19 protein-coding genes are annotated in these 25,089 nt (G+C 64.0%); 10 read left to right on the forward strand and 9 right to left on the reverse strand.

The window, feature by feature from the left end:
• Positions 1–271 precede the first annotated feature (271 nt).
• The 8 genes from glnE to ACIOVF_RS25460 all read left to right on the forward strand — a co-directional run bounded on the left by glnE (position 272) and on the right by ACIOVF_RS25460 (position 10,325).
• Positions 272–3,208, forward strand: coding sequence for a bifunctional [glutamate--ammonia ligase]-adenylyl-L-tyrosine phosphorylase/[glutamate--ammonia-ligase] adenylyltransferase (glnE, locus tag ACIOVF_RS25425; protein ID WP_401293390.1), 2,937 nt, complete (start codon positions 272–274; stop codon positions 3,206–3,208).
• A 156-nt stretch (positions 3,209–3,364) separates the two neighbouring features.
• Positions 3,365–4,414 (forward strand): lipopolysaccharide heptosyltransferase II, encoded by a 1,050-nt coding sequence (gene waaF / locus ACIOVF_RS25430; RefSeq protein ID WP_045199166.1) that lies wholly within the window; start codon positions 3,365–3,367, stop codon positions 4,412–4,414.
• On the forward strand, positions 4,415–5,473 hold the full coding sequence (gene waaC / locus ACIOVF_RS25435; RefSeq protein WP_045199168.1) for a lipopolysaccharide heptosyltransferase I: 1,059 nt from the start codon (positions 4,415–4,417) through the stop codon (positions 5,471–5,473). It abuts the gene before it with no gap.
• Positions 5,473–6,597 (forward strand): glycosyltransferase family 4 protein, encoded by a 1,125-nt coding sequence (locus ACIOVF_RS25440; RefSeq protein ID WP_045199170.1) that lies wholly within the window; start codon positions 5,473–5,475, stop codon positions 6,595–6,597. Before waaC ends, ACIOVF_RS25440 begins: the two co-directional genes overlap by 1 nt.
• On the forward strand, positions 6,594–7,400 hold the full coding sequence (rfaP, locus tag ACIOVF_RS25445; protein WP_401293400.1) for a lipopolysaccharide core heptose(I) kinase RfaP: 807 nt from the start codon (positions 6,594–6,596) through the stop codon (positions 7,398–7,400). Before ACIOVF_RS25440 ends, rfaP begins: the two co-directional genes overlap by 4 nt.
• A complete protein-coding gene (locus tag ACIOVF_RS25450) occupies positions 7,400–8,134 on the forward strand; it encodes a lipopolysaccharide kinase InaA family protein (protein ID WP_045199173.1) in 735 nt (244 codons plus the stop codon). The genes rfaP and ACIOVF_RS25450 overlap by 1 nt, the downstream gene beginning before the upstream one ends.
• Complete coding sequence (locus ACIOVF_RS25455) at positions 8,131–8,883, forward strand: lipopolysaccharide kinase InaA family protein (protein ID WP_045199175.1); 753 nt, start codon at positions 8,131–8,133, stop codon at positions 8,881–8,883. The genes ACIOVF_RS25450 and ACIOVF_RS25455 overlap by 4 nt, the downstream gene beginning before the upstream one ends.
• Positions 8,883–10,325, forward strand: coding sequence for a lipopolysaccharide kinase InaA family protein (locus ACIOVF_RS25460; RefSeq protein WP_401293403.1), 1,443 nt, complete (start codon positions 8,883–8,885; stop codon positions 10,323–10,325). Before ACIOVF_RS25455 ends, ACIOVF_RS25460 begins: the two co-directional genes overlap by 1 nt.
• Here ACIOVF_RS25460 and ACIOVF_RS25465 read toward each other — a convergent pair.
• The 8 genes from ACIOVF_RS25465 to ACIOVF_RS25500 form a co-directional block, all read right to left on the reverse strand.
• Entirely contained in the window at positions 10,322–13,003 is a 2,682-nt protein-coding gene (locus ACIOVF_RS25465) for a dermonecrotic toxin domain-containing protein (protein WP_401293406.1), read from the reverse strand. The genes ACIOVF_RS25460 and ACIOVF_RS25465 overlap by 4 nt on opposite strands.
• Positions 13,004–13,071: 68 nt before the next feature.
• The gene (locus ACIOVF_RS25470) at positions 13,072–13,257 is read right to left on the reverse strand and encodes a hypothetical protein (RefSeq protein ID WP_195885178.1); all 186 of its coding nucleotides are present in this window, start codon (positions 13,255–13,257) and stop codon (positions 13,072–13,074) included.
• Positions 13,254–14,387 (reverse strand): PepSY-associated TM helix domain-containing protein, encoded by a 1,134-nt coding sequence (locus tag ACIOVF_RS25475; RefSeq protein WP_401293409.1) that lies wholly within the window; start codon positions 14,385–14,387, stop codon positions 13,254–13,256. Before ACIOVF_RS25475 ends, ACIOVF_RS25470 begins: the two co-directional genes overlap by 4 nt.
• Positions 14,388–14,395: 8 nt before the next feature.
• Positions 14,396–16,822: a TonB-dependent siderophore receptor gene (locus tag ACIOVF_RS25480; protein ID WP_401293412.1), complete on the reverse strand. Its 2,427-nt coding sequence runs from the start codon at positions 16,820–16,822 to the stop codon at positions 14,396–14,398.
• A 93-nt stretch (positions 16,823–16,915) separates the two neighbouring features.
• Positions 16,916–17,896, reverse strand: a complete 981-nt coding sequence (locus tag ACIOVF_RS25485) for a FecR family protein (protein ID WP_045199184.1) — start codon at positions 17,894–17,896, stop codon at positions 16,916–16,918.
• Positions 17,893–18,411 (reverse strand): RNA polymerase sigma factor, encoded by a 519-nt coding sequence (locus ACIOVF_RS25490; protein WP_401293415.1) that lies wholly within the window; start codon positions 18,409–18,411, stop codon positions 17,893–17,895. Before ACIOVF_RS25490 ends, ACIOVF_RS25485 begins: the two co-directional genes overlap by 4 nt.
• A gap of 95 nt (positions 18,412–18,506) precedes the next feature.
• Complete coding sequence (locus ACIOVF_RS25495; protein WP_401293418.1) at positions 18,507–19,217, reverse strand: PolC-type DNA polymerase III; 711 nt, start codon at positions 19,215–19,217, stop codon at positions 18,507–18,509.
• Positions 19,214–21,151 carry a DUF294 nucleotidyltransferase-like domain-containing protein gene (locus tag ACIOVF_RS25500; RefSeq protein WP_401293447.1) on the reverse strand — a complete coding sequence of 646 codons (1,938 nt, stop codon included), beginning with the start codon at positions 21,149–21,151 and terminating at the stop codon, positions 19,214–19,216. The genes ACIOVF_RS25495 and ACIOVF_RS25500 overlap by 4 nt, the downstream gene beginning before the upstream one ends.
• A gap of 235 nt (positions 21,152–21,386) precedes the next feature.
• On the opposite strand from ACIOVF_RS25500, the gene ACIOVF_RS25505 reads away from it, so the two are divergent.
• Positions 21,387–21,830 (forward strand): response regulator, encoded by a 444-nt coding sequence (locus tag ACIOVF_RS25505; protein WP_401293421.1) that lies wholly within the window; start codon positions 21,387–21,389, stop codon positions 21,828–21,830.
• Positions 21,831–21,940: 110 nt separating this feature from the next.
• On the opposite strand, the gene ACIOVF_RS25510 is transcribed toward ACIOVF_RS25505, so the two are convergent.
• Positions 21,941–24,118, reverse strand: coding sequence for a malate synthase G (locus ACIOVF_RS25510; RefSeq protein ID WP_045199192.1), 2,178 nt, complete (start codon positions 24,116–24,118; stop codon positions 21,941–21,943).
• A 435-nt stretch (positions 24,119–24,553) separates the two neighbouring features.
• On the opposite strand from ACIOVF_RS25510, the gene ACIOVF_RS25515 reads away from it, so the two are divergent.
• On the forward strand, positions 24,554–25,072 hold the full coding sequence (locus tag ACIOVF_RS25515) for a glycine cleavage system protein R (protein WP_045199194.1): 519 nt from the start codon (positions 24,554–24,556) through the stop codon (positions 25,070–25,072).
• Positions 25,073–25,089 lie beyond the last annotated feature (17 nt).

Here is a 25,089-nt window from a genome sequence, read left to right on the forward strand (position 1 = left end):
GTAGTAAAACTACACAAAAATGGCTCGTGGCCGCAGTTCGGGTTGTGGGAAAAATCGATACCGGTGGTTAAAAACAAGTTAAGAAAAGGTTTGCTGCGATGGTTTCTGCCAGAAAATCAGTTTTTACAGCTATTTCTAACTTTTGTACGACAGTCCAGCAGTGGTCGGTAGGAGCGGGCTTGCCCCGCGAAGCGATTTTCCTGAAAAAGCCCAATCGCGGGGCAAGCCCGCTCCCACTCGCCAATCTTTTCTCGCCGATCAAGGATAGACCATGAGCCTGCCTTTGCTGGCCGAACTGCCGGCCACCCTCACTGCCTTGGTCAGCCGTAACGAGCAATCGTTTCGTGCGGCTGTCGCCCTGCAGCCAGAACTGTCTGTTGCTGACTGGAACGCCGAACGCTGGGCGCAGTTCGCCCGGGTGACTGCGGCCAGTGATTTTGCCCTTGAACAGGTGCTGCGCGACCCGGCGATGCTGGTCGATCTGGCCGCCAGTGGCGAGCTCGACCGGGCCTTTGCCGCGGGCCAGTTGTGCGCGCAGATCGCTGCCGCCAGCCAGGCCGCCGAGAGCGAGGACGAACTGGCGCGCAACCTGCGCCGCCAGCGCAGCCGCCAGCAGGTGCGGATCATCTGGCGCGACCTGACTCGCCAGGGCGACCTGGTGCAGACCTGCCGCGACCTGTCCGACCTTGCCGACGCCTGTATAGACCAGGCCTACAACTGGCTGTACCCGCGCCATTGCCAGCAGTTCGGCACGCCGATCGGCCATCGCAGCGGTGAGCCGCAGCACATGGTGGTGCTGGGCATGGGCAAGCTCGGCGCGGTGGAGCTGAACCTGTCGTCGGACATCGACCTGATTTTCGCCTTTCCCGAAGGTGGCGAGACCGAAGGGGTCAAGCGCTCGCTGGACAACCAGGAGTTCTTCACCCGCCTGGGCCAGCGGCTGATCAAGGCCCTCGACCCGATCACCGTCGACGGCTTTGTATTTCGTGTCGACATGCGCCTGCGCCCGTACGGCTCGGCCGGCGCCCTGGTGCTCAGCTTCAATGCTCTGGAGCAGTACTACCAGGACCAGGGCCGCGACTGGGAACGCTACGCGATGATCAAGGCGCGGGTGGTGGCCGGTGACCAGGTGGCCGGCGCGCAGTTGCTGGACCTGCTGCGGCCCTTCGTTTACCGGCGTTACCTGGATTTCTCGGCGATCGAAGCGTTGCGCACCATGAAGCAGCTCATCCAGCAGGAAGTGCGGCGCAAGGGCATGGCCGAGAATATCAAGCTGGGTGCCGGCGGCATCCGCGAAGTCGAATTTATTGCCCAGGCCTTCCAGTTGATTCACGGCGGGCGCGACCTGAGCCTGCAGCAGCGGCCGTTGCTCAAAGTGCTGTCGACCCTCGAAGGCCAGGGTTACCTGCCGCCGGCGGTGATTGCCGAGCTGCGCGAAGGCTATGAATTCCTGCGCTATACCGAACACGCGATCCAGGCGATTGCCGACCGCCAGACCCAGATGCTCCCAGACGATGAGCTGGACCGCGCGCGCATCGCCTTCATGCTTGGCTTTGCCGACTGGCCGAGCTTCCATGCCCAACTGATGCACTGGCGTGGGCGCATCGACTGGCACTTCCGTCAAGTGATTGCCGACCCGGACGAAGACGAGAATGAAGAAGGCGAAGTGATCGTCGGCGGCGAATGGCTGCCGCTGTGGGAAGAAGCCCAGAATGAAGAGGCCGCCTGCCGTCAGCTGCAGGACGCCGGTTTTGCCGACCCGCAAAAAGCCCTCAAGCAACTCGCCGGCTTGCGTGTCAGCCCGCAGTTGCGGGCCATGCAGCGCCTGGGGCGTGAACGTCTGGATGCCTTTATTCCGCGCCTGCTGGCCCAGGCGGTGGAGCACGCCGACCCGGACCTGGTGCTGGAACGGGTGTTGCCGCTGGTCGAAGCGGTAGCCCGGCGTTCGGCCTACCTGGTGCTGCTCACCGAAAACCCCGGCGCCCTGCGCCGTCTGCTGACCCTGTGCGCCGCCAGCCCATGGATCGCCGAGCAGATCACCCGCTTCCCGCTGCTGCTCGATGAACTGCTTAATGAAGGCCGCCTGTTCAGCCCGCCGCAGGCCCCGGAACTGGCCGCCGAGCTGCGCGAGCGGCTGACGCGCATCCCCGAGGACGACCTCGAGCAGCAAATGGAGGCCTTGCGCCACTTCAAACTGGCCCACAGCCTGCGCGTGGCCGCTTCAGAAATCGCCGGCAACCTGCCGCTGATGAAAGTCAGCGACTACCTGACCTGGCTGGCCGAGGCGATTCTCAACCAGGTGCTGGCCCTGGCCTGGCGCCAGACGGTCAGCCGTCACGGCCAGCCCAAGCGCAGCGACGGCAGCCTGTGCGACCCGGGCTTCATTATTGTCGGCTACGGCAAGGTTGGCGGCATCGAGCTGGGCCACGGCTCGGACCTGGACCTGGTGTTCATCCACGACGGCGACCCGCAGGCCGAAACCGATGGCGCCAAGCCGATCGACAGCGCGCAGTTCTTTACCCGCCTGGGCCAGCGCATCATTCACCTGCTGACCACCCAGACCAACTCCGGGCAACTCTACGACGTGGACATGCGCCTGCGACCTTCGGGTGCGTCGGGGTTGCTGGTCAGCTCCCTGGGCGCCTTCGAGCGTTACCAGCAGAACGAAGCCTGGACCTGGGAGCACCAAGCCCTGGTCCGCGCCCGGGTGCTGGTCGGTTGCCCGCAGGTGGGTACGGCGTTCGAGGCGGTGCGCGCGCGCATCCTTGGCCAGGCCCGCGACCTGCCCAAGCTGCAGGCCGAGGTCAGCGAGATGCGCGCCAAGATGCGCGACAACCTCGGCACCAAGCTCAGCGCCGCCGGGACTGCGGCCAATGCTTTCGAGGCCGGCGTGCCCTTCGATATCAAGCAGGATGCCGGTGGTATCGTCGATATCGAATTTATGGTGCAATACGCCGCTTTGGCCTGGTCTCACGACCATCCGGCACTGCTGCGCTGGACCGACAACATCCGCATCCTCGAAGAGCTTGAGCAGGCCGGGCTGATGCCCGCCAGCGATGCCGTGCTGCTGCGCGAGGTGTACAAGGCGTTCCGTTCCGCCGCGCACCGCCAGGCCCTGCAAAAGCAGGCCGGGGTAATCGATGCCGGGCAGTTCGTCCAGGAGCGCCAGGAGGTGCGGCGGATCTGGTCGCAGCTGGGTTTGAGTTGAGCCATCGGCCAGGCGGTTCAGGCACCAGGACGCCTGCCACGACCACAGTACAGCCCGAGTGGCGTACACTGGTCGACATATAGCCTGAATATAAAGAGGGGAGGCCAGGCTGTTTGCGAACAGTTTGCAGCCTCCCTGATCGTTTCTGGATAAAGCATGAGAATTTTGATCATTGGCCCCAGCTGGGTGGGCGACATGGTAATGGCGCAGACCCTGTTCCAGTGCCTGAAGCAGCGTCACCCGGAATGTGTGATCGATGTGCTGGCGCCCGAGTGGAGCCGGCCGATCCTCGAGCGCATGCCTGAAGTGCGCCAGGCCTTGAGCTTCCCGCTCGGCCACGGCGCGCTGGAGCTTGCCACGCGCCGGCGTATCGGCAAGTCCCTGGCCGGCCAGTACGACCAGGCGATCCTGCTGCCCAACTCGCTGAAATCGGCGCTGGTGCCGTTCTTTGCCGGCATCCCCAAGCGTACCGGCTGGCGCGGCGAGCTGCGTTTCGGCCTGCTCAACGACGTGCGCAAGCTCGACAAGGCCAAGTACCCGCTGATGATCGAGCGCTTCATGGCCCTGGCCTACCCGGCCGGCGCCGAGTTGCCGCAGCCGTACCCGCGCCCGAGCCTGCAGATCGAAGCGCCGAGCCGCGACGCCGCCCTGGCCAAGTTCGGCCTGAGCCTGGATCGCCCGGTGTTGGCACTGTGCCCCGGTGCCGAGTTCGGCGAAGCCAAGCGCTGGCCGTCGGAGCATTACGCCAAGGTCGCCGAGACCAAGATCCGCGAAGGCTGGCAGGTCTGGTTGTTCGGCTCGAAGAACGACCACGCGGTCGGCGAGGCCATTCGTGCGCGGCTGATCCCAGGCCTGCGTGAAGAAGCAACCAACCTCAGCGGCGAAACCTCGCTGGCCGAGGCCATCGACCTGCTGTCGTGCAGCGATGCGGTGGTGTCCAACGATTCCGGGCTGATGCACGTGGCGGCGGCGCTGAACCGCCCGCTGGTGGCGGTCTACGGCTCTACTTCGCCGGGCTTTACCCCACCTTTGGCCGATCAGGTCGAGGTGGTGCGCCTGGGCCTGGAGTGCAGCCCATGCTTCGACCGTACCTGTCGCTTCGGCCATTACAACTGCTTGCGTCAGCTGGAACCGGAAGCCGTGGAAGCTGCGTTGCAGCGTCTGAACGGCCCGAGCCTGATCGACGTCATGGCCGAGGTCGACTAAGTGCGGGTACTGCTGATCAAGACCTCGTCCCTGGGCGATGTGATCCACGCGCTGCCGGCGCTGACCGACGCTGCCCGGGCGATCCCCGGCATCCGCTTCGACTGGGTGGTGGAAGAAGGCTTCGCCGAGATCCCCAGCTGGCACCCGGCAGTCGACACGATCATCCCGGTGGCCATCCGTCGCTGGCGCAAGAACCTCTGGCAGACCTTCAAGAGCGGCGAATGGCGCCAGTTCAAGCAGCGTCTGCGCGAGCGCAAGTACGATTTGGTGATCGACGCCCAAGGCCTGGTCAAGTCGGCCTGGCTGACCCGTTACGTCAAGGCGCCGGTGGCCGGCATGGACCGTTACTCGGCCCGTGAAGGGCTGTCCAGCCGCTTCTACGACCGGCGTTTGTCGGTCGAGCGCGGCCAGCATGCGGTGGAGCGGGTACGCCAGTTGTTTGCCCTGGCGCTGGGCTACAACCTGCCAGCTGGCCTGGGTGACTACGGCCTGGACCTGAACCGCCTGCAGTTGCCGCCGGCGGCGCCGTTCGTGGTGTTCCTGCACGGCACCACCTGGGCAACCAAGCACTGGCCGGAAGCCTACTGGCGCCAGTTGGCTGAACGCCTGGGCCAGCAAGGCCTGCAGGTACGCTTGCCGTGGGGCAACCCGGCCGAACAGGCGCGTGCCGAGCGCATCGCCAAGGGCCTGGCCAACTGTCAGGTACTGCCCAAGCTCAACCTGGTGGGTGTCGCCCGGGTGCTGGCGGCGGCCAAGGCCTGCATTGCCGTGGACACCGGCCTCGGTCACCTGGCGGCGGCGCTGGATGTGCCGACCCTGTCGCTGTTCGGGCCGACCAACCCGGGGCTGACCGGGGCCTATGGCAAGTCCCAGGTGCACATCGCCAGCGATTTTGCCTGCGCGCCGTGCCTGCAGAAAAAATGTACCTACAAGCCGAGCGCTGATGACCAGCGCCGGTTCGATCTCAAACGCGAGTGGCCGCTGTGCTTCACTCGCCTGAATCCCGAGCGTGTGGCGAGCCAATTGCGCGCGTTGCTGCTGGCTGAGGATGTTCGTTGATGCAACTGGCTTTTGTTCTGTACAAGTATTTCCCCTTCGGTGGCCTGCAGCGCGACTTCATGCGCATTGCCCTGGAGTGCCAGCGGCGCGGTCATCAGATCCGCGTCTATACGCTGATCTGGGAAGGTGACGTGCCCGAGGGCTTCGAGGTGCTGGTGGCGCCGGTCAAGGCGCTGTTCAACCACCGGCGTAACGAGAAGCTCAGTGCCTGGATGCAAGCGGATCTGGCCAAGCGCCCGGTCGATCGCCTGATCGGCTTCAACAAGATGCCCGGGCTGGATGTCTACTTTGCTGCCGACGGCTGCTTCGAAGACAAGGCGCAGACCCTGCGTAATTCGCTGTATCGGCGTTGGGGCCGTTACCGGCATTTCGCTGAATACGAGCGGGCGGTGTTCGCCAAGGACGCCAAGACCGAGATCCTGATGATCTCCGAAGTCCAGCAGCCGCTGTTCATCAAACACTACGACACGCCGATCGAGCGCTTCCACCTGCTGCCACCCGGCATCAGCCAGGATCGCCGGGCGCCGGCCAATGCCGCCGAGATCCGCGCCGAGTTCCGCCGCGAATTCGACCTGAAAGACGATCAGCTGCTGCTGGTGCAGATCGGTTCGGGCTTCAAGACCAAGGGCGTCGACCGCAGCCTCAAGGCCCTGGCCGCCTTGCCGTCGGCCTTGCGCAAGCGCACGCGGCTGATGGTTATCGGCCAGGACGACCCAAAAGTGTTTCAACTGCAAAGCGCGACCCTCGGCCTGACCGACCAGGTGCAGTTCCTCAAGGGCCGCAGCGATATTCCGCGTTTTCTGCTCGGCGCCGACCTGCTGATTCACCCGGCCTACAACGAGAACACCGGCACCGTGCTGCTTGAAGCACTGGTCGCCGGGCTGCCGGTGCTGGTCTCGGCCGTGTGCGGCTATGCCCATTACATCGCCGAGGCCGACAGCGGCCTGGTGCTCGACGAGCCGTTCGCGCAGGAGCAGCTCAATCGCTACCTGCAACGCATGCTCGAAGACGGCTCGGCCCGCGTCGACTGGGCGCGCAATGGCCTGGCATTTGCCGATACCGCCGACCTCTACAGCATGCCCGAGCATGCCGCCGACGTGATCCTGGCGCAGGAGCGCGCATGAAACTGATATTGGCTGAGCCGTTCAAGCGCCTGTGGGCCGGGCGCGATGCCTTCGAGGCCGTCGAGGCCTTGCAGGGCGAGGTGTACCGCGAGCTGGAAGGCCGCCGTACCCTGCGCACCGAGGTCGAAGGCCGTGGCTATTTCGTCAAGATTCACCGCGGCATCGGCTGGGGCGAGATCTTCAAGAACTTGTTCACCGCCAAGCTGCCGGTGCTCGGTGCCCGCCAGGAATGGCAGGCTATCCGGCGCCTGCACCAGGTGGGCGTGCCGACCATGACCGCGGTTGCCTATGGCGAACGTGGCGACAACCCGGCGACCCAGCATTCGTTTATCGTCACTGAAGAGCTGGCGCCGACCGTCAGCCTTGAAGACTTCAGCATCGACTGGCTCAAGCAACCGCCGCAGCCACGCCTCAAGCGTGCGCTGATCGCTGAAGTGGCGCGCATGACCGGCATGATGCACCGCGCCGGGGTCAACCACCGCGACTGCTACATCTGCCACTTCTTGCTGCACACCGACCGGCCGGTGACGGCCGATGACTTCAAGTTGTCGGTCATCGACCTGCACCGCGCCCAGACCCGGGCGAAAATCTCTCGCCGCTGGCGTGACAAGGACCTGGCCGCGCTGTATTTCTCGGCGCTGGACATCGGCCTGACCCGGCGCGACAAGTTGCGCTTCTTGCGGGGCTACTTCCAGCAGCCGCTACGCCAGATCCTGGCCGAAGAAGCGGGGCTGCTGGCCTGGCTGGAAGGCAAGGCGCGCAAGCTCTACGAGCGTAAACAACGGTACGGAGACGCGCTCTGATGGCGGGTTGGAAACTGGAGCCTGCGTATCAGGCCCTGGCGACGGATTTTGGCAGTATCGACGCGGTATTCGCCCTCAAGGGCGAGCGCCTGACCCACGACCCGCTGAGCGAAGTGATCCGGGTCGAGCGCGACGGGGTCAACTATTACGTCAAACGCTATACCGGCGCCGGCAAAGGCTTGCGCCGCTACCTCGGGCGGCCGCGGATCAAGGCTGAATGGCAGAACCTCAAGCAGTTCGCCAAGTGGGACATTCCCACCGCCGAAGTGGTCGCCTTCGGTCATGAGCGCAATGGCCTGGCGTTCGGCCGCGGGGCGATGATCACCCGCGAGCTGCCGCGCACCGAAGACCTTTCGGCCCTGGCCGAGCGCAACGATGCGCGCCTGGCCGATCGCGCCTGGGTCGATCACATCAGCCGTCAGCTGGCCCGCCATACGCGGATCATGCATGACCATCACTTCACCCATAACGACCTGAAGTGGCGCAACCTGCTGGTGGACGACCAGGCCACGCTATTCTTCATCGACTGCCCGACCGGCGATTTCTGGTGGGGCTTCATGCTGCGTTACCGCATCACCAAAGACCTGGCGTGCCTGGACAAAGTGGCCAAGTATCACTTGTCCAACACCCAGCGCCTGCGCTTTTACCTGCAGTACCGCGGGCGCGAGCGTCTGAATGAATCGGACAAGCGCCGCATTCGTCATGTGGTGACGTTTTTCGAGGGACGCGAATGACTGATTTTCTTGCCGGTGCCGATAAGGCACTGCTTGAGCGCCATGGCCTCAACGGCTTCGACCAGCTCTGGGCCCTGCAGCTCGATGCGGTGGATGAGCCCAACACCGGCCGTGGCGGCTGGAGCAGCGTCTATCGCCTGGAACTTGAAGGCAAGGGCTACTACCTCAAGCGCCAGAGCGACTACCTGACCCGCACGTTGCACAAGCCGTTTGGCGAGCCGACCTTCGCCCGCGAGTTTCGCAATATCAGCCGCTACCAGAAGCTCGGCATTCCCGCATTGCAGGCGGTCTATTACGGCGAGCGCAAGGTTGAAGGCGAGCGCCGGGCGATCCTCATGACCCGCGCCCTGGATGAGTGGAGCGACCTCGACAGCCTGCTGGCGCAGTGGCCACAGCTGGACATCGGCCAGCGCCAGGGCATCCTGCGCGCCTGCGGGCAGCTGGCGCGCACCCTGCACGCGGCCAACCAGGTGCATGGCTGCTTTTATCCCAAGCATATCTTCCTGCGCACCCGCAGCGACGGCTGGTTGGCGCAACTGATCGACCTGGAGAAAACCCGGCCGTTGCTGCTGGGCATGCGCGACCGCCTCAAAGACCTTGAGCCGCTGTTACGCCGGGCGCCGATCTGGAGCGAAGGCGAAGTGCGGGTGATGCTCTCGTCCTACCTGGACCAGCCCAGCGACAGCCCGCTGGTCGATACCTGGCTGCAGCGCCTGACGCGCCGCCGCCGTGAGAAAGAGGCTCGCTGATGCGTTTGTCTGAACTCAAGGATGCCGGGCGCAGCCCGGACCTGCCGCTGAACATCAGCCTGGCCGACGCCGCTGGCAGCGCCGAGCTGCAATTGCTCAGCCTGTTGCGGGTGTTGCCCGGCCAGCGTTACGTCGGCGCCGGAATCTGGCGCGGCAAGCCGGTTTTGGCCAAGTTGCTGGTTGGCAGCAGCGCCGCCCGGCATTTTCAACGCGAGTTGGACGGCGCACGGCTGCTGGCCGCGCAGGGCCTGACCACGCCGTTGCTGCTGGCCGATGGCTTGCGCGAAGGCGAGGGTGGCTGGCTGCTGTTCGAGTTTCTCGAAAACGCGCAAAGCCTGGCCGATGCCTGGGCGCAGGTCGAAGCCCTGCCGCCGCTGGCCGATGAACAGCACCTGGTACTTGGCGAAGCGCTGACCGCCGTGGCGCAGATGCACGCCAAGGGCCTGTGGCAGGACGACCTGCACCTGGACAACCTGCTGCGTCACGACGGCCAGCTGTATCTGATCGATGGCGCCGGGATCAAGGCCGAAACCCTCGGCCAGCCCCTGTCGCGCCAACAAGTGCTACACAACCTCGGGGTGTTGTTCGCCCAGTTGCCCAAGCGCCTGGAGCCTTTTATCGAAGAGCTGCTGGTGCATTACCTGCTGGCCAACGCCGAGCACGCCTTGCCGCTCGAAGCACTGCAAAAGCAGATCGACAAGGTGCGCAGCTGGCGCCTGAAGGACTACCTTGACAAGGCCGGGCGCGAGTGCACGCTGTTCAGCGTCGAGCGCGGCCCGTCGGGCCTGCGTTCGATCCGCCGCACTGAAGTGGCCGCCATGCTGCCAGTGCTGGAGCAGGCCGATGCGCTGATCGACCAGGGCCACCTGTACAAGACCGGCGGCGCTGCCAGTGTCGCGAAAGTCGAGGTCGATGGCCGGCCGCTGGTGCTCAAGCGCTACAACATCAAGAACACTGCCCACTGGTTCAAGCGCTTCTGGCGTCCGAGCCGGGCCTGGCATTCGTGGATCGAAGGGCATCGCCTGGAGTTTCTCGGCATTGCCACGCCCAAGCCGCTGGCGGTGCAGGAGCTGCGCTTCATGGGCTTGCGCAGCCGCGCCTACCTGGTTACCGAGTATGCCGATGGCCCGGATTTGCTGGCCTGTTTTGCGCCTTATGTCGAGTCTGGCGAGGTGCCTGAGGAGCAGTTGCAGGCCCTGCAACAGCTGCTCGGGCAACTGATCCACGAGCGCATCAGCCATGGCGACATGAAAGGCCACAACCTGTTCTGGCAGGACGGCCAGTGGTCGTTGATCGACCTCGATGCCATGTGCCAGCACGCCACCCAGATGAGCTTCGCCCAGGCCTTCGCCCGCGACCGCGCGCGGCTGCTGCGTAACTGGCCGGCCAGCAGCGCCCTGCATCAGCGTCTGGACGCGGCACTGCCAACGCTTGAAAGCTAGTTTTCGGGCAAGGGCAGCCAGTCGCTGGCACGTCCCGTCTGGCGCACGCGGATGTGCCAGTTCGGTGTTTGCCAGCGCAGGCTGATGCTGGTCGGGATGGCGCCCTTGAGGTGTTCGGGCAGCAGCAGTCGATATTGGTTGGCCAGCAGGCTGGGTTCCACGGCCAGTTGGCGATCTCCCAGTTGCAGGTAGTGGCCTTCGGCGTTGCTGAACAGGCCGTTTGCCTGTGGGGTTGCGAGCAGCGGCGTCGCCAGCTGACTGTCGGCGATCAATCTGGGCAGGTCCGGCAGGCCCTCACGCCAGTGTACCGGGGCATCGTACTGCCACTGACCCTCGGCGTTGCGCCGTACCGGCAGGTGCAGGTAGGCGTCGGGTTGGCGCGGATCCTGAATCCGCCAGCGGCTGCCGTCAAAACTCACCCGATAGTAACGATCGGCCTGATCCTTGATGTAGTACTGGCTCAACCCTTGATACTCGGACACCTGTTCGTACACCCCCTCGTGGTAGTGGCCGTCGATGCGATAGCGCAATCTGCCCGGGTGGACCTGGGTTGCCAGGTTGGGGCTGATCAACTTTGGTACCCGGCCGGGAAGCCTGCGCAGGGTCTGGCGCATCAGGGCCGAGCCACCCAGCTGGGCCAGGCCATCGGTGGCGTGCGACAAGGCGTTGTAGAAGTGCTCCAGCGTTTGCGCAGTATCCGCTTGGGGCAAGTCCTCCAGACCCTCCCAGATTGACCACAGGCAGCGCGCGAAAGCCAGGGGGACCTGCACTTTACTGGGAAGCAGCACGGTGATCAGGTCAAGGATCAGCCAGATGCCTTGCCACAGGTGCTGGGCATCGAGCTGTCCGGTGCTTGTCCCCTGGGCGGCCGCATTACTGATGAAGTGGCGGACCTCGGCCTGGTAACACTGGGTAAAGAAGTCTGCGTTGATCACCGATTCGTGCACCTGGCCCTGGTGATGCTGGCTCGCGAACAGACTTCGCGCAGCGGGCTGCGCTGCCTGCGCCAGACGACCGACGAAGTAGGCTTGCAGGTCGGGGCTCTGCTGCAGTGTTTGCCAGAGCTGGCGGCGGTCATCGAATTCGCGCCACGGCTTGCGGTCCGGTGCGTCCGGAGTATAGAGCAGTAACGACGGCACCCCTTGGGCGTCGCGTGGGCTGATCATCAACACACCCTGAACCGTGGCTTGCGCTATCAGCAACTGTTGAACGTCCAGAACTTGCCCTGACACGGCTGGGCGGTTGCTGCTGTCGGGATGCTCGAGCACATTCATCGCCCAGCGGTAGCCGCGCTCCTCCCGGTCGGGGCGAAAGTAGCCGGCGTATCGACCCTTGATCGCCTCGGCGCGCATGCGTGCACCACTGATGTCACGGTAGGCCTGACGACGCCAGTGCGAGGCGGGTGAATGCAGCAGATGCCGGCGCAGGAATTGCCCGTAGCTGCCCGCAACACTCAGCTCGCGCACCAGGCGCTTGACGTAGTTCGCTGAAAGCCAGGGGATTGCCCGGCCATCGCTGTGGGTAATGCGCGCACTCAGCCAGTAGTCGACATCGAACAGGCCGACATTCTCCAGGGCAAATTCGCTCAGGGTTCGTTGCTGGCGTACCGGGATCAGCACCTCACCGGCCTGTGGCCGCGACCTGCCGGGAACACTGCTGCCAGGATTGGTGGGGATGGCCAGCGGCCCGCCTTGATGAATCAGGGTGGTGCTGACCTGTATCCGATCGGGGTCCAGCTCATGACCGTGATCGTTGAGCAGTCGCTGGCGCAAGGTTCTACGGCAGTAGTCGAGCAGGCTATGGCGCTGCTGGAACTGTTGCAGGGTCAGCAAGCCCGGTGCACTGGCCAGTTCCTGCAAGGATTGCATCATCTGGGTCAGGCCCTGCAGCGGTGTGCTTCTGAACCATGGCGGCATGTGTCGGTCCAGCAGTGCGCTGTAGCGGGTTGCCAGGCTGCCGGCGTTGCCCAGCCGGCTGTGCAGGTCGATGGCCGGCCCGGGCGCGGCAGCGGCATGCCAGGCGTTTTTCAGGGCGCGGCGCTGATGGGCGATGACGGCGTCGAGCAGGTGCTGAAAAACATCCTGCTCCTGGGTGGCAAAGGTCATGGTTTGCGCCGAGCGGCATTGCAACTGGCGCTCGACCGGTAGCAGGTCCAGCAACGCCGCTCCCTGCACCTGGTCATCCAGGCGCTCCGCCAGTTCGCGGGTCAGCGCCGGCAGGCCGCTGAAACCCTCCAAGCCATGCGCCAGGCTGAACAGCAGCACCTCGCCTTCGGCGTCGGCAGCGGTGATCAACAGGCAACTGCGCAGTTGGCTGCGCCAGTAGGGCTGGCTGGCACTTAGCACGACTGCCTTGACCTCGGCCTGCTCGGCGCGTGGCAGGCCGTGACGCAGCGCCGCACTGGGGTGGGTAACGATCCGCGAGACCAGCCGGTGCAGGGCAGGGCTCAGGGTCTGGTCGGCCAGGCGCAGGTCGGCCTCGGCCTGCCATTGCCCGGCGCGCAGGGTACGCAGGCGTTCACGTCGGCTTTGCTGGCTGTCGGGGCGAAAGGGCTGGTTGTAGTACTGGCGCAGCGCGGTGCGCCACTGGCCCAGTTTCAGGTAAGGGCCTTGCGGGGTAGCGGCAAGGATAGTGCGGATTTCGCGTTCGCTTTCTTCGAGTCGTTCGAGTGGCTGCATGACCTGTCTCCCTGGGGTGGCAGGTCATGCTAGGGCGCGTTGCTCAGGCGCTGGCGCTATACATGTATTCAGCTGCGCCGGACGGGCAGCAACGCACGCAGGCTGTAAAGCGCCGGCAAGCCCAGGCCGAGCCAGGCCAGCGCATCCCACCAGCCATCGCCGAGCAGGGCAGCGAACAGCCCCAGCGCGCCCAGCAGGGCAATGACTGTCGGTATGGCGAATACGCTCCAGAAACCTGACGACTTGCGCTTCATCGCAGCGTCTCCATCTGCGCCGCAACCAGCGGCTTGCTGGCCCGCCGGCGCACCACCCAAAGGTACACGCCGCTACCCAGGACGATGATGGTCAGCACATCCAGCACTGCCCAGAGGATCTGCATTGGCCGGCCGCCGTAGTCACCAAAGTGCAGCGGCTGCGACAGGCCCATGGCGTCCATGTACCAGGGGCGGTCGCCGATGGCGGTGACTTGCAGGTTGCTCGCGTCGATCAGCACCGGCGTCAGCAGGTGCGCGGTCAGGTGGGTGCTGCCTTTCATGAACACCGCATAGTGGTGCTCGCTGGAGAAACGCGTACCGGGGAAGGCGATGAAGTCCGGCTGCATGCCCGGTGCGGCGTCGGCGGCGATATCCAGCACACGGCTGACCGGTGCCAGTTCGGTCAGCGGCGGTGCATCGCGGTAGGGCGCAACCATCGCCGTCAGGCTGTCGTTGCGCCAGGCGGCGATGACCAGGTCCGACAGCGCGCTGATCACCCCGGTGACGCCCACCACCAGCGCCCAGGTCAGGGTTACGATGCCGATCAGGTTGTGCAGGTCGAGCCAGCGCAGACGCGTGGATTTGTCGTTGCGCACCGTAGCGAACTTCAGCCGGCGCATGAACGGCGCATAGAGCACCACGCCAGAGATGATCGCCACCACGAACAACAGCCCCATGAACGCCAGCAGCAGTTTGCCGGGCAGGCCGGCAAACATGTCCACGTGCAGGCGCAGCATGGTCATCATGAAACCGCCGTTGGCCGAAGGCATTTCCACCGCTTCACCGCTGCGCGCATCGAGCATGAAGGTGTGCGACGAGTTCGGCTCGGTACCTGCGGTAGCGGCCATGATCGCGACCACGCCGTTGTGGTCGTCTTCATCCCAGCCGAAGTATTGCATCACTTCACCGGGGCGATGGGCCTGGGCCTTGAGCACCAGTTCCTGCAAGTCGAGCCTGGGCGTGTCGGCCGGCATCTCCTTGAGCTCGGGGGCCTCGCCCAGCAGGTGGTCGATCTCGTGATGAAAGATCAGCGGCAAGCCAGTAACTGCCAGCATCAGCAGGAACAGGGTGCAGATCAGGCTGGTCCAGGTATGCACGAAGGACCAGCGGCGGATGGTTCGGCTGTTCATCCGCGGCCTTAGAACTTGTAGTTGACGCTGGCAACCACGTTGCGCTCGTCACCGTAGTAGCACCAGTAACCGTCGCAGTTGGCCAGGTAGTCCTTGTTGAACAGGTTCTTGGCCTCGACGGCGACGGTCATGCCTTTGAGCGTGCTGACCTTGCGGCCCAGGTCGTAGTGCACCGAGGCGTCGTAGACGGTGTAGGAGCCGACATAGCCCAGATCGGTGTTGGTGGTGTTGCCGTAGTTGTCACCGACATAGCGCACGCCACCGCCGACGCCGAAGCCGTCGAGCAGGCCGTTGTGCCAGGTGTAGTCGGCCCACAGGGTCGCCTGGTTGCGCGGGATCAGGGCCATGCGGTTGCCTTGCTCGTTGGCCGCACCCTTGAGGATCTCGGTATCGGTGTAGCTGTAGGAACCGATCACCTTGAGGTTCTCGGTCACCTGGGTGGTGGCTTCCAGTTCCAGGCCGCGGACCTGCAACTGGCCAACCTGCTGGGTAATGTTGCCTTCGGTGACTTTCACGTTGTCCTGGCGCAAGTCATACACGGCAGCGGTGTAGAGGTTCTTGCTGCCCACCGGCTGGTACTTGATGCCGACTTCGTACTGGCGGCCTTCGGTGGGTTTGAACGAGTCAGTGGAGGCGACGGCGGCGCCGGTGGTCGGCTGGAACGACTCGGTGTAGGAGATGTACGGGGTTACGCCATTGTCGAACACGTAGCTCAGGCCGATGTTGCCGGTGAAGGCCTTGTCGCGCTCGGTGCTGGTGGCATCGTTCTGGTTGTGGAAGGTGGTGCCGGTGTGCACCCAGTCTTCACGCCCGCCCAGGGTCAGGCGCCAGTTGTCGAGGGCGATCTGGTCCTGAATGTAGAAGCCGGTCTGGCGGGTTTTCTGGCCGTAGTCGTACATGGTGAAGTACGACACCTTGGAGAAGTCCTGGCCGTACGGCGGGTTGATCACGTTGCCTGGCGGCACGCTGAAGGCCAGGCCGTAGTCCCAGCGGTAATTGGTGTTCGAGCGCTGGTGATCGAGGCCGATCAGCAGGGTGTGGCTCAGGGCGCCGGTCTGGAAGTCGGCCTGGAAATTGTTGTCGACGGCGAACTGGCTGATGTCTTCGTTGACGATGCCGGTTTCACGCGGGACGCTGCCGTCTGCTTCGACCAGGCCGTTGTTCATGGTCGCGACGTTGATGCCCTGGAACGACAGGTCGCTCTTGGTATAGCGCAGGTTCTGACGGAACTGCCAGACATCGTTCAGACGGTGCTCGAAGGCATAGCCCAGGGCGTAGTAGGTGCGATCGTAGAACTCCCAGTCCGGGTCACCGAGGTTCTTGTGGTGGGAGATGTCGCCAGCCGGCGAGCCCAGTTTGGTGCCCTGCAGCGGCAGGAACTGGCCGCTGATACCGGTATCGTCACGGGTGAACTGGGTGATGAAGGTCAGGCTGGTGTCTTCATCCATGTTCCAGGTCAGGCTGGGCGCGAGGTTGTAGCGCTTGTCTGGAACGTGGTCGGTCGGTGCGCCGCTGTCGCGTACCACGCCGCTGACGCGATACAGGAACTGGCCGTCGTCATCGATCTTGCCGGTGCTGTCGAAGTTGATCTGGCGGTGGTTGTTGCTGCCAACCTGGGCTTCGACCTGGTGGGCACTTTCAGCCTGGGGGCGACGGCTGACCATGTCGAGCATGCCGCCGGGCGGGGTCTGGCCATACACCGACGAGGCCGGGCCGCGCAGCACGGCAATGCGCTCAAGGTTCCACGGCTCGACCTTCGGGTTGGCGAACGAGCCTTTGGGCAAAGGCAGGCCGTCGAGGAACTGGGTCGGGTCGAAACCGCGTACCCGCAGCCAGTCGGCGCGGGGGTCGGAGCCATAGCCGCTGCTTTGTACGCCAGCGGTGTAGCGCAGGGCGTCGTTGAGGTTGAGAACCTGGCGGTCGTCCAGTTGTTCACGGGTGATCACGCTCATCGAGCGGGGTGCTTCAACGATCGGGGTGTCGGTTTTGGTACCAGCGGCGGTGCGCGTGGCGGTAAAACCGGTGGCCGGGCCCCAGGCGCTTTCGTAGTCGCTGCGCGCGTTGACGCTGGTTTCCGGCAGCGCCAGGGTACCCTCGGGGGTGGCGATCAGGCTGTAGGTGCCGGCGCTGCTCTGCTGCAGTTGCAGGCCGGTGCCGCGCAGGGCCGCTTGCAGGGCGCCGACGCCATCGTACTGGCCGTTGACCGGCGCCGAGGTGCGGCCGCTGGCCAGGCTCGGGTCCAGGGCCAGGGCGATGCCAGCCTGGCTGGCGATCTGGTTGAGCGTGGTCGACAGCGGCGCGGCAGGCAGGTTGTAGCTGCGCAGGGTGGCCGATTGCTCGGCAGCGATCAGCGGGCTGCTCGCCAGAGGTGCTGTCAGGGCAATGGCCACGGCAAGCAGACCGGGACGCAGGAAGTTCTCAAAAGCGCGGGACATACAGCGGCTCCTCGACGGAAGTAAGTGCTAACTAGCTTCCTTGCCGAGTGAGTTGGAAAAAGTGTCAGGGGTTAGTGAAAATAATTTTGATTTTTATTTCACGCTGCTCGCCGGCGTATCGCTTTTAGCCACCACCGTCACCCACCACGGCGTGCGCTGCTCGATCTGCACCGGCAAGGTCGGTAGCAACGAGGTCAGTGCCAGGTCGATATCATTGAGCGGGAAGCTGCCGGTAATGCGCAGGTCGGCCACATCCGTAGCAACCCCCAGGTGCCCGCTGCGGTAACGCCCCAGCTCCTCGACCAGATCGGCCAGGCGCACGTTGTCGACCACCAGCATGCCGCGGGTCCAGGCGTCGGCTCCGGCGGCAAGGCCGTCGGCGCGGCCCAGGCGGTCGTGGTTCATCAGCACCTGCTGGCCTTCCTTGAAAATCTGCTCGTCGCCGCTGTCTTGCGGGCGCGCCGCTACTGCCGACTGCAGCACGCTCAGGCGTGTGCCCTGATCTTCGAGCTTGACCAGGAAGCGCGTTCCCAGGGCACGCAGGCGACCGTCTTCGGTGGTGACTACAAACGGACGATCGTCCTTGTGGCCGGTCTCGATGGAGATTTCGCCTTCATGCAGGACGATCAGGCGCTGTTTCTCGTCGAAGCGGATATCCACCGCCGAATGGGTGTTGAGGCTGATCAGGGTGCCGTCGGTGAGGCGCAAGGTACGCTGCTCGCCGGTGCCGGTGCGCTGGTCGGCCAGCCAGTAGCCCAGCGACTGATGGGCACTGACCCAGCTCAGCAGGCCGACCACTAGTACCAGACTGGCCAGGCCGCTGCCCAGCTTGCGTACCCGCTGGCGCAGGCCGGCGCGTGATTGCAGCAGGGCCTGGCGGGCAGGGCCGGCTGCGGCGCTGAAGCGCTGGTCGAGCATGCCCAGTTGCAGCCAGGCGCGGGCGTGCTCTTCGCTGGCAGCATGCCAGCGGGCGAACTCGGCGCGCTCGTCGGCGCTGCCGCTGCCCGAGTCCAGGCACAGCTGCCAGGCGATCGCGGCATCCAGTACCCGCGCCGAAACCGGCTTGCTGTTCATGTCGGTTCACCGTACAGCGCCACGTAGCACTGGCGGATGCCCTGGGCCAGGTACTGGCGCACCCGCGACACGGAAACCCCCAGACGCTCGGCGATCTCGGCATGGCCCAGGCCGTCCAGGCGGTTGTACAGGAACGCCGCCCGGGCTTTGCTCGACAGCTTGCCGAGCAGGCGGTCTATGGCCTTGAGGTCTTCGAGGATCAGGTGCTGTTCTTCCGCAGAGGGCTGTTCGGCTTCGGGGATGAGCATCAATTCGGCCAGGTACGCCTGTTCCAGCGCAGCGCGGCGAAAGTGGTCGAACAGCAGGCCCTTGGCAATGGCCAGGAGGAATGCCCGGGGTTCGCGTGGCGCCGGCAATTGCTCGCGCCCGAGCAGGCGCACGAAGGTGTCCTGGCTCAGGTCTTCGGCGCGTTCGGCGCAGGCGATGTTGCGCCGCAGCCAGGCGAGCAGCCAACTGCGATGGTCGCGGTAAAGCGTACCGACCAGCTCAGTGTGTGGGCTTTGCACAGACGACAAGGCGTTCCCCGAAAAGATGCGTTAACTAACGAGAATTATTCGCGATTGTCGCAGAAGCTCCCCATTAGACGCAATTCACGCTCATCGGATGATGCTTAAAAGCCATGACTTTGTTGCCGACGCCTGCGCAGGCGGTGCAACTGCTGGTCGAGCAAGGCCGGGCTGTCGAGTTGCTGGCGGCGGGCCTGGCTGAACAGAATCAGCGCCAGCTCGGCGGTAACCATGGCATCGGCGCTGGCGTTGTGCCGTTCGGCGGCCTCCAGACCAAAGTAGGCGGTCCAGTCATCCAGCCCGGCTTCAAGCAGGGTGATCTGCGGGTTGAGCAGCGGCGCCAGCTCGGCGACATCGAAGAACGGGTGCTGCAGGCGATAACCCAGGTGCTCCTTCAGCGCTCGGCTAAGCATGCGTTGATCGAACGGTGCATGAAACGCCAGCAGCGGGCTGTCGCCGATAAAATCCATCAGCTCCAGCAGCGCCTGGGCCGGATCACAGCCAGCGGCGATGGCACTGGGGCCCAGACCGTGGATCAGCACACTGGAGGTGAGCTTGTGGTCGCGCTGGTGCAGGGTGCGTTCGAACTGCTGGCTGAAGTCGATGGCGCCGTCTTCGATCACCACCGCGCCAATCGACAGCACCTGGTCGCGGTTGAGGTTCAGGCCGCTGGTTTCCAGGTCGAGCACCACCCAGCGCTGCTGGCGCAGGCTGTGTTCGGCCAGCGGCGCGGGGGCTGTCAGTTGCTCCACGCGCTGGCGCAGGTGCTCGTCGAGCCGCGGTTGGTTGGGGCGCAGCCAGGCAAACAGGCTCATAGCTGGTACCGCAGGGCCAGGCTGCTTTGCAGGCGCTGGGCCTGGCGCAGGGACTCGCGCAGGATGCGCCGGTCCAGGTGGTTGAGGCTGTCGGGGTCGACCCGGTTGGAGTAGGGCCGGTTCTGCCGGCTCTGCAATTGATGTTGCTGCATGCGGGTTTGCTGAATGAAGTGGTAGGCCTCTTCATAGGCGGCGCCGTCGAGCGGGTCGATCACTTGCCTGGCCACCAGTTGGCGCAGGCGCTCCAGCGTGTTGTTGGCGCCGATGCCGTTGGCCAGGGCCAGTAACCGTGCGCCATCGACGAACGGCGTCAGGCCCTGGACCTTGAGGTCGAGAGTGGCGGCCTTGTCGTTACCCTGGCGGGTCAGCACGAACTCCCGGAAACGTCCCACCGGCGGGCGCTGGCGCAGGGCATTATCGGCCATCATGCGCTGGAACAGGCGGTTGTCGGCTACCTGCTCGAGGATGCTCTGGCGCAGTTGCTCACAGGCCTGTTCGTCGCCCCAGACCACCCGCAGGTCGAAGTAAATGCTCGACGCCAGCAGGTTTTGGGGCGTGGCTTCGCGAATGAAAGCGGCAAAGCGCCGTGCCCATTCGGCGCGGGACAGGCACAGCTCGGGGTTGCCGGCCATGATGTTGCCCTTGCACAGGCTGAAGCCGCATTGCGCCAGGCCCTGATTGATGTGCTGGGCCAGCGGCAACAGGCGCCCGCGTAGTTCGGCGGCATGGGCGGCATCGCGGGCTTCAAAGAGGATGCCGTTGTCCTGATCGGTGTGCAGGGTCTGTTCGCGGCGGCCTTCGCTGCCGAAGCACAGCCAGCTGAAGGGCACGCCCGGGTCGCCCTTGTCTTCGATGGCCAGCTCGATCACCCGGCACACGGTGTGGTCGTTGAGCAGGGTGATGATCTGGGTGATCTGCGTCGAAGACGCGCCATGGGCGAGCATGCGTTCAACCAGCTGGCTGATTTCGCCGCGTAGCGATACCAGGTTTTCGACCCGGCTGGCGTGGCGGATGGTGCGCGCCAGGTGCACCAGGTCGACCCGTTGCAGGGAGAACAGGTCCCGCTCGGACACCACGCCGCACAAGCGCCGTTCTTCGACCAGGCAGACGTGGGCGATATGCCGCTCGGTCATGGCGATGGCGGCGTCGAAGGCGCTGGCTTGCGGGCTCAGGTAGAACGGCGCGGCGGTCATGTGCCGGCTGATTGGCTGAGCGAAGTCGGCGCTGGCATCGGCCACCACCTGGCGCAGGTCGCGCAGGGTGAAGATGCCGATGGGAAAGCGCTGCTCGTCGACGATGACAATGCTGCCGACCTGTTGCTCGTGCATCAGCCGCACCGCTTCACGCAACGGCGTGGCCGGGTCGCAGACTACCGGGTGACGCATGGCCAGCTCGCCCAGGCGGGTGTTCAGTGAATACTGGTTGCCGAGGGTTTCCACCGCGCGGCGCTGGACCTGCTGGTTGACCTGGTCGAGCAGGCTGCTGACCCCGCGCAGGGCGAAGTCGCGGAAGGCTTCGGACAGGGTGAACAGGCGGATGAACGCGGCCTTGTTCAATTGCAGGCAAAAGGTATCTTCGCCGGCCAGGTGTTCGGTACGGGTCGCCCGTTCGCCGAGCAGGGCGGCGAGCGGGAAGCACTCGCCGCTGGTGATCTCGAAGGTGGTTTCGGTGCCCGGGCGGCTTATGTGCTGACGCTCGCCGACCACCCGGCCCTGCTTGACGATGTAGAAGTGCTCGACCGGGCCGTCGCTGGGCTTGATGATGCTGTCATTGGCCGCGTAGAAGCGCAGCTGGCACTGTTCGACGAGAAACGCCAGGTGGGCGTTCTCCATCTGATTGAAGGGTGGAAAGCGTTGCAGAAACTGCATGGTCCCCTGGATGTTCTGCATGACTGCAGTCTTTCCTGCCTGGGCGAAGGCGTCCTTTTTGCTCATGAGCATTACCGCGTCTTTGTGTCGAGCTGTGACCATCGACCTTGTTGTTTTCGTTGTTCATGGTCGGCCGCGGGCTGCTCAGTGCCCATTGGACGTAAGTCTATAAACTGCGTCAGGCTGTTGAAGCGTTGCGTCATGTGTCAATTTGCCGACGAAAGGCAGTTTGCAAGTAATCTCAATGCGGTCTGAACTTGATTCACAGGACATTTTGCAGGTCATTGATGATGAGACAGCCATGTCCGACCACGAAGACATACTGAGCGAAGCCGAGCGCCAAGCCCTGGCATCGGTGATTGCGCCTGAGGCTGCGCCGCCCAAGGTTTTGATCGTCGACGACAACCGGGTGGCCCGCGATGCCCTGGCCAGGTACCTGAGTTCAAAACGCATCAAATGCCTGACCGCCAACAGCGGCAAGCAGGCGCTGGAGTGCCTGGCCAAGGAGCGCGGTATCGGTCTGGTGATCACCGACCTGCGCATGGGCTCGTTCGGTGGGCTTGAGCTGATACGTCAGATTCGCGAATCGGAGCGCGCGGCGATGCCGATCATCATCGTCTCAGGGGCTGCGGATGTGAAAGACGCCATCGAGGCGATGCACTTGAGCGTCGTCGACTTTCTGCTCAAGCCGATCGATCTGGACAAGCTGGTGCGGTTGGTGCGCAGGGAACTGGGGATTTCTTAGGCAGGTCTGGCCTCATCGCTGGCAAGCCAGCTCCCAAAGGGACTGCATTCACCGACCCTGTGGGAGCTGGCTTGCCAGCGATGGGGCTGCAAAGCAGCCCCCCGAGGATGTTACAGACCGTTCCGGGCCTTGAACTCGCGACGACGACGATGCAGCACCGGCTCGGTGTAACCGTTCGGTTGCTTGCTGCCTTCGACGACCAGCTCGACCGCCGCCTGGAAGGCGATGTTGTTGTCGAAGTCCGGAGCCAGCGGGCGGTACAGCGGGTCGTTGGCGTTCTGCTTGTCGACCACCGGCGCCATGCGCTTGAGGCTCTCCAGAACCTGCGCTTCGCTGACCACGCCATGGCGCAGCCAGTTGGCCAGCAACTGTGCGGAAATCCGCAGAGTGGCGCGGTCTTCCATCAGGCCGACATCGTTGATGTCCGGCACCTTCGAACAACCGACACCCTGGTCGATCCAGCGCACCACGTAACCGAGGATGCCCTGAGCGTTGTTGTCCAGTTCGTTGCGCTTTTCTTCGTCCGACCAGTTGGTATCGGTCGCCAGCGGGATGGTCAGGATGTCATCGACCGAAGCCGGTGTACGCTTGGCCAGTTCCGCCTGTCGGGCGAACACGTCAACCTTGTGGTAGTGCAGGGCGTGCAGCGCGGCAGCAGTCGGCGACGGTACCCAGGCGGTGTTGGCACCGGCCAGCGGGTGGGCGATCTTCTGCTCGAGCATGTCGGCCATCAGGTCCGGCATGGCCCACATGCCTTTACCGATCTGGGCGCGGCCTTGCAGGCCGGTGGCCAGGCCGATATCGACGTTGGAGTTTTCGTAGGCGCCGATCCACTTCTGGGTCTTCATGGCGCCCTTGCGCACCACGGCGCCGGCTTCCATGGAGGTGTGGATTTCGTCACCGGTGCGGTCGAGGAAGCCGGTGTTGATGAACACCACGCGCTCGCTGGCCGCCTGGATACAGGCCTTGAGGTTGACCGTGGTGCGGCGCTCCTCGTCCATGATCCCGACTTTCAGGGTGTTGCGCTTGAGGCCCAGGGCATCTTCGATGCGGCCGAACAGCTCGTTGGTGAACGCAGCTTCTTCCGGGCCATGCATCTTCGGTTTGACGATGTACATGGAGCCGGTGCGGCTGTTCTTGCGGCTGGTGTTGCCATTGAGGTTGTGCATCGAGGCGAGGCTGGTAACCAGGCCATCGAGGATGCCTTCCGGCACTTCGTTGCCGTCCTTGTCGAGGATGGCGTCGATGGTCATCAGGTGCCCGACGTTACGCACGAACAGCAGCGAACGGCCGTGCAGGCTGACCGAACCACCGTTAGGCGCGGTGTATTCGCGGTCCGGGTTCATGGTCCGGGTGAAGGTCTGGCCAGCTTTGCTGACGCTTTCGGCCAGGTCGCCTTTCATCAGGCCCAGCCAGTTGCGGTAGATCACCACTTTATCGTCGGCATCGACGGCGGCAACCGAGTCTTCGCAGTCCATGATGGTGGTCAGGGCGGCTTCCATCAGCACGTCCTTGACCCCGGCGGCGTCGGTCTGGCCGACCGGGGTGCTGGCGTCGATCTGGATTTCGAAGTGCAGGCCGTTGTGCTTGAGCAGGATTGCAGTCGGCGCCGAAGCGTCGCCCTGATAGCCGATCAGCTGGGCATCGTCGCGCAGGCCGTTGTTGCTGCCACCCTTGAGGGCGACCACCAGCTTGCCGCCTTCAATGCGGTAGGCAGTGGAGTCGACATGGGAGCCGGCAGCCAGTGGCGCCGATTCGTCGAGGAAGGCGCGGGCGAAGGCAATCACCTTGTCGCCGCGAACCTTGTTGTAGCCTTTGCCTTTTTCTGCGCCGCCGGCTTCGCTGATGGCATCAGTGCCATACAGCGCGTCGTACAGCGAACCCCAACGGGCGTTGGAGGCGTTCAGGGCAAAGCGGGCATTCATGACCGGCACGACCAGCTGTGGGCCGGCCATGCGGGCGATTTCGTCGTCGACGTTCTGGGTCGAGGCCTGGAAGTCTGCAGCTTCTGGCAGCAGGTAACCGATGTCCTGAAGGAAGGCCTTGTAAGCCACGGCATCGTGAGCCTGGCCTTTGCGCGCCTGGTGCCAGGCGTCAATCTGCGCCTGCAGTGCGTCACGTTTGGCCAGCAGTGCTTTGTTCTTTGGAGCGAGGTCGTTGATGATCTTTTCCGCACCTACCCAGAATTGTTCGGCGTTGACGCCGGTTCCGGGAATGGCTTCGTTGTTCACGAAGTCGAACAGGACTTTGGCGACCTGAAGGCCACCGACTTGAACGTGTTCAGTCATTGCTTGCCTCACTCTGCTCAGCTATTCAGCTCTTCTATTTAAGCCTTGCGCGCTTCTCTAAACACGGCACCAGAACATGCCCTTGTGGGCGGCTGGGTGCGGCCTGCCAGACAGGCTGGCAGGCGTTGGCGTATTTTCACAGGCGCCTTGGCAGACATCGATCCAACGTTTTGTAGTCCACGCTGCGGCATACTACATGATGCGCTGCGGTTGTGAAAATCAGACTAAATACGTCGTTCTGCGACCAATTGGTCGCATAGGGTCACGCTGGGAGTGCGTATGTTCTCAAAAAAGCGGCAGATTGTTCCAGATAAATCTTGAAACAGTACACGATTAGTCAATCGCTGCTCCTGCGGCAGGTTGCCGCGCCTTGCCTATACTTTCTGCGCGCCCTTTGATTTCGGGGGCTGAACGTCAAAAGCAGAGGGTTAGCGCGTGGATCATCTCGTATTGACAGTGATCGCCCCCGATAAGGCCGGGCAGGTCGAGCGGATCGCTCAGTGCATTGCCGAGCATAACGGTAACTGGTTGGAGAGCCGCATGTCGCGCATGGCCGGGCAATTTGCCGGCATTCTCAAGGTAGCGGTGCCGGCCGAGTCCTACGATGAACTGGTCGAAGCGCTGAAGGCCCTGATCAAGCACGACATTCGTGTGCTGATTGCCGAGAGCGGCATTGAGCCGTCCTGCACCTGGAAGCCAATCGCCATGGAGCTGGTGGGCAATGACCGCCCGGGTATCGTTCGCGACATTACCCGGCTGCTGGCCGAGCAGGGCGTCAACGTCGAGCGCCTGACCACCGAGGTGCGACCGGCGCCGATGAGCAGCGAACCGCTGTTCCATGCCGATGCCTTGCTGGCGGTACCGCTGACACTGTCGCTGGAAGTGTTGCAGGGCAAGCTGGAGGCATTGGCCGACGACCTGATGGTCGAATTGAACCTGCGTCCCGAGGATTAGTTATCCCGTTTTATCGG

Source organism: Pseudomonas sp. NPDC087612, assembly GCF_044743505.1.
Lineage (GTDB): Bacteria > Pseudomonadota > Gammaproteobacteria > Pseudomonadales > Pseudomonadaceae > Aquipseudomonas.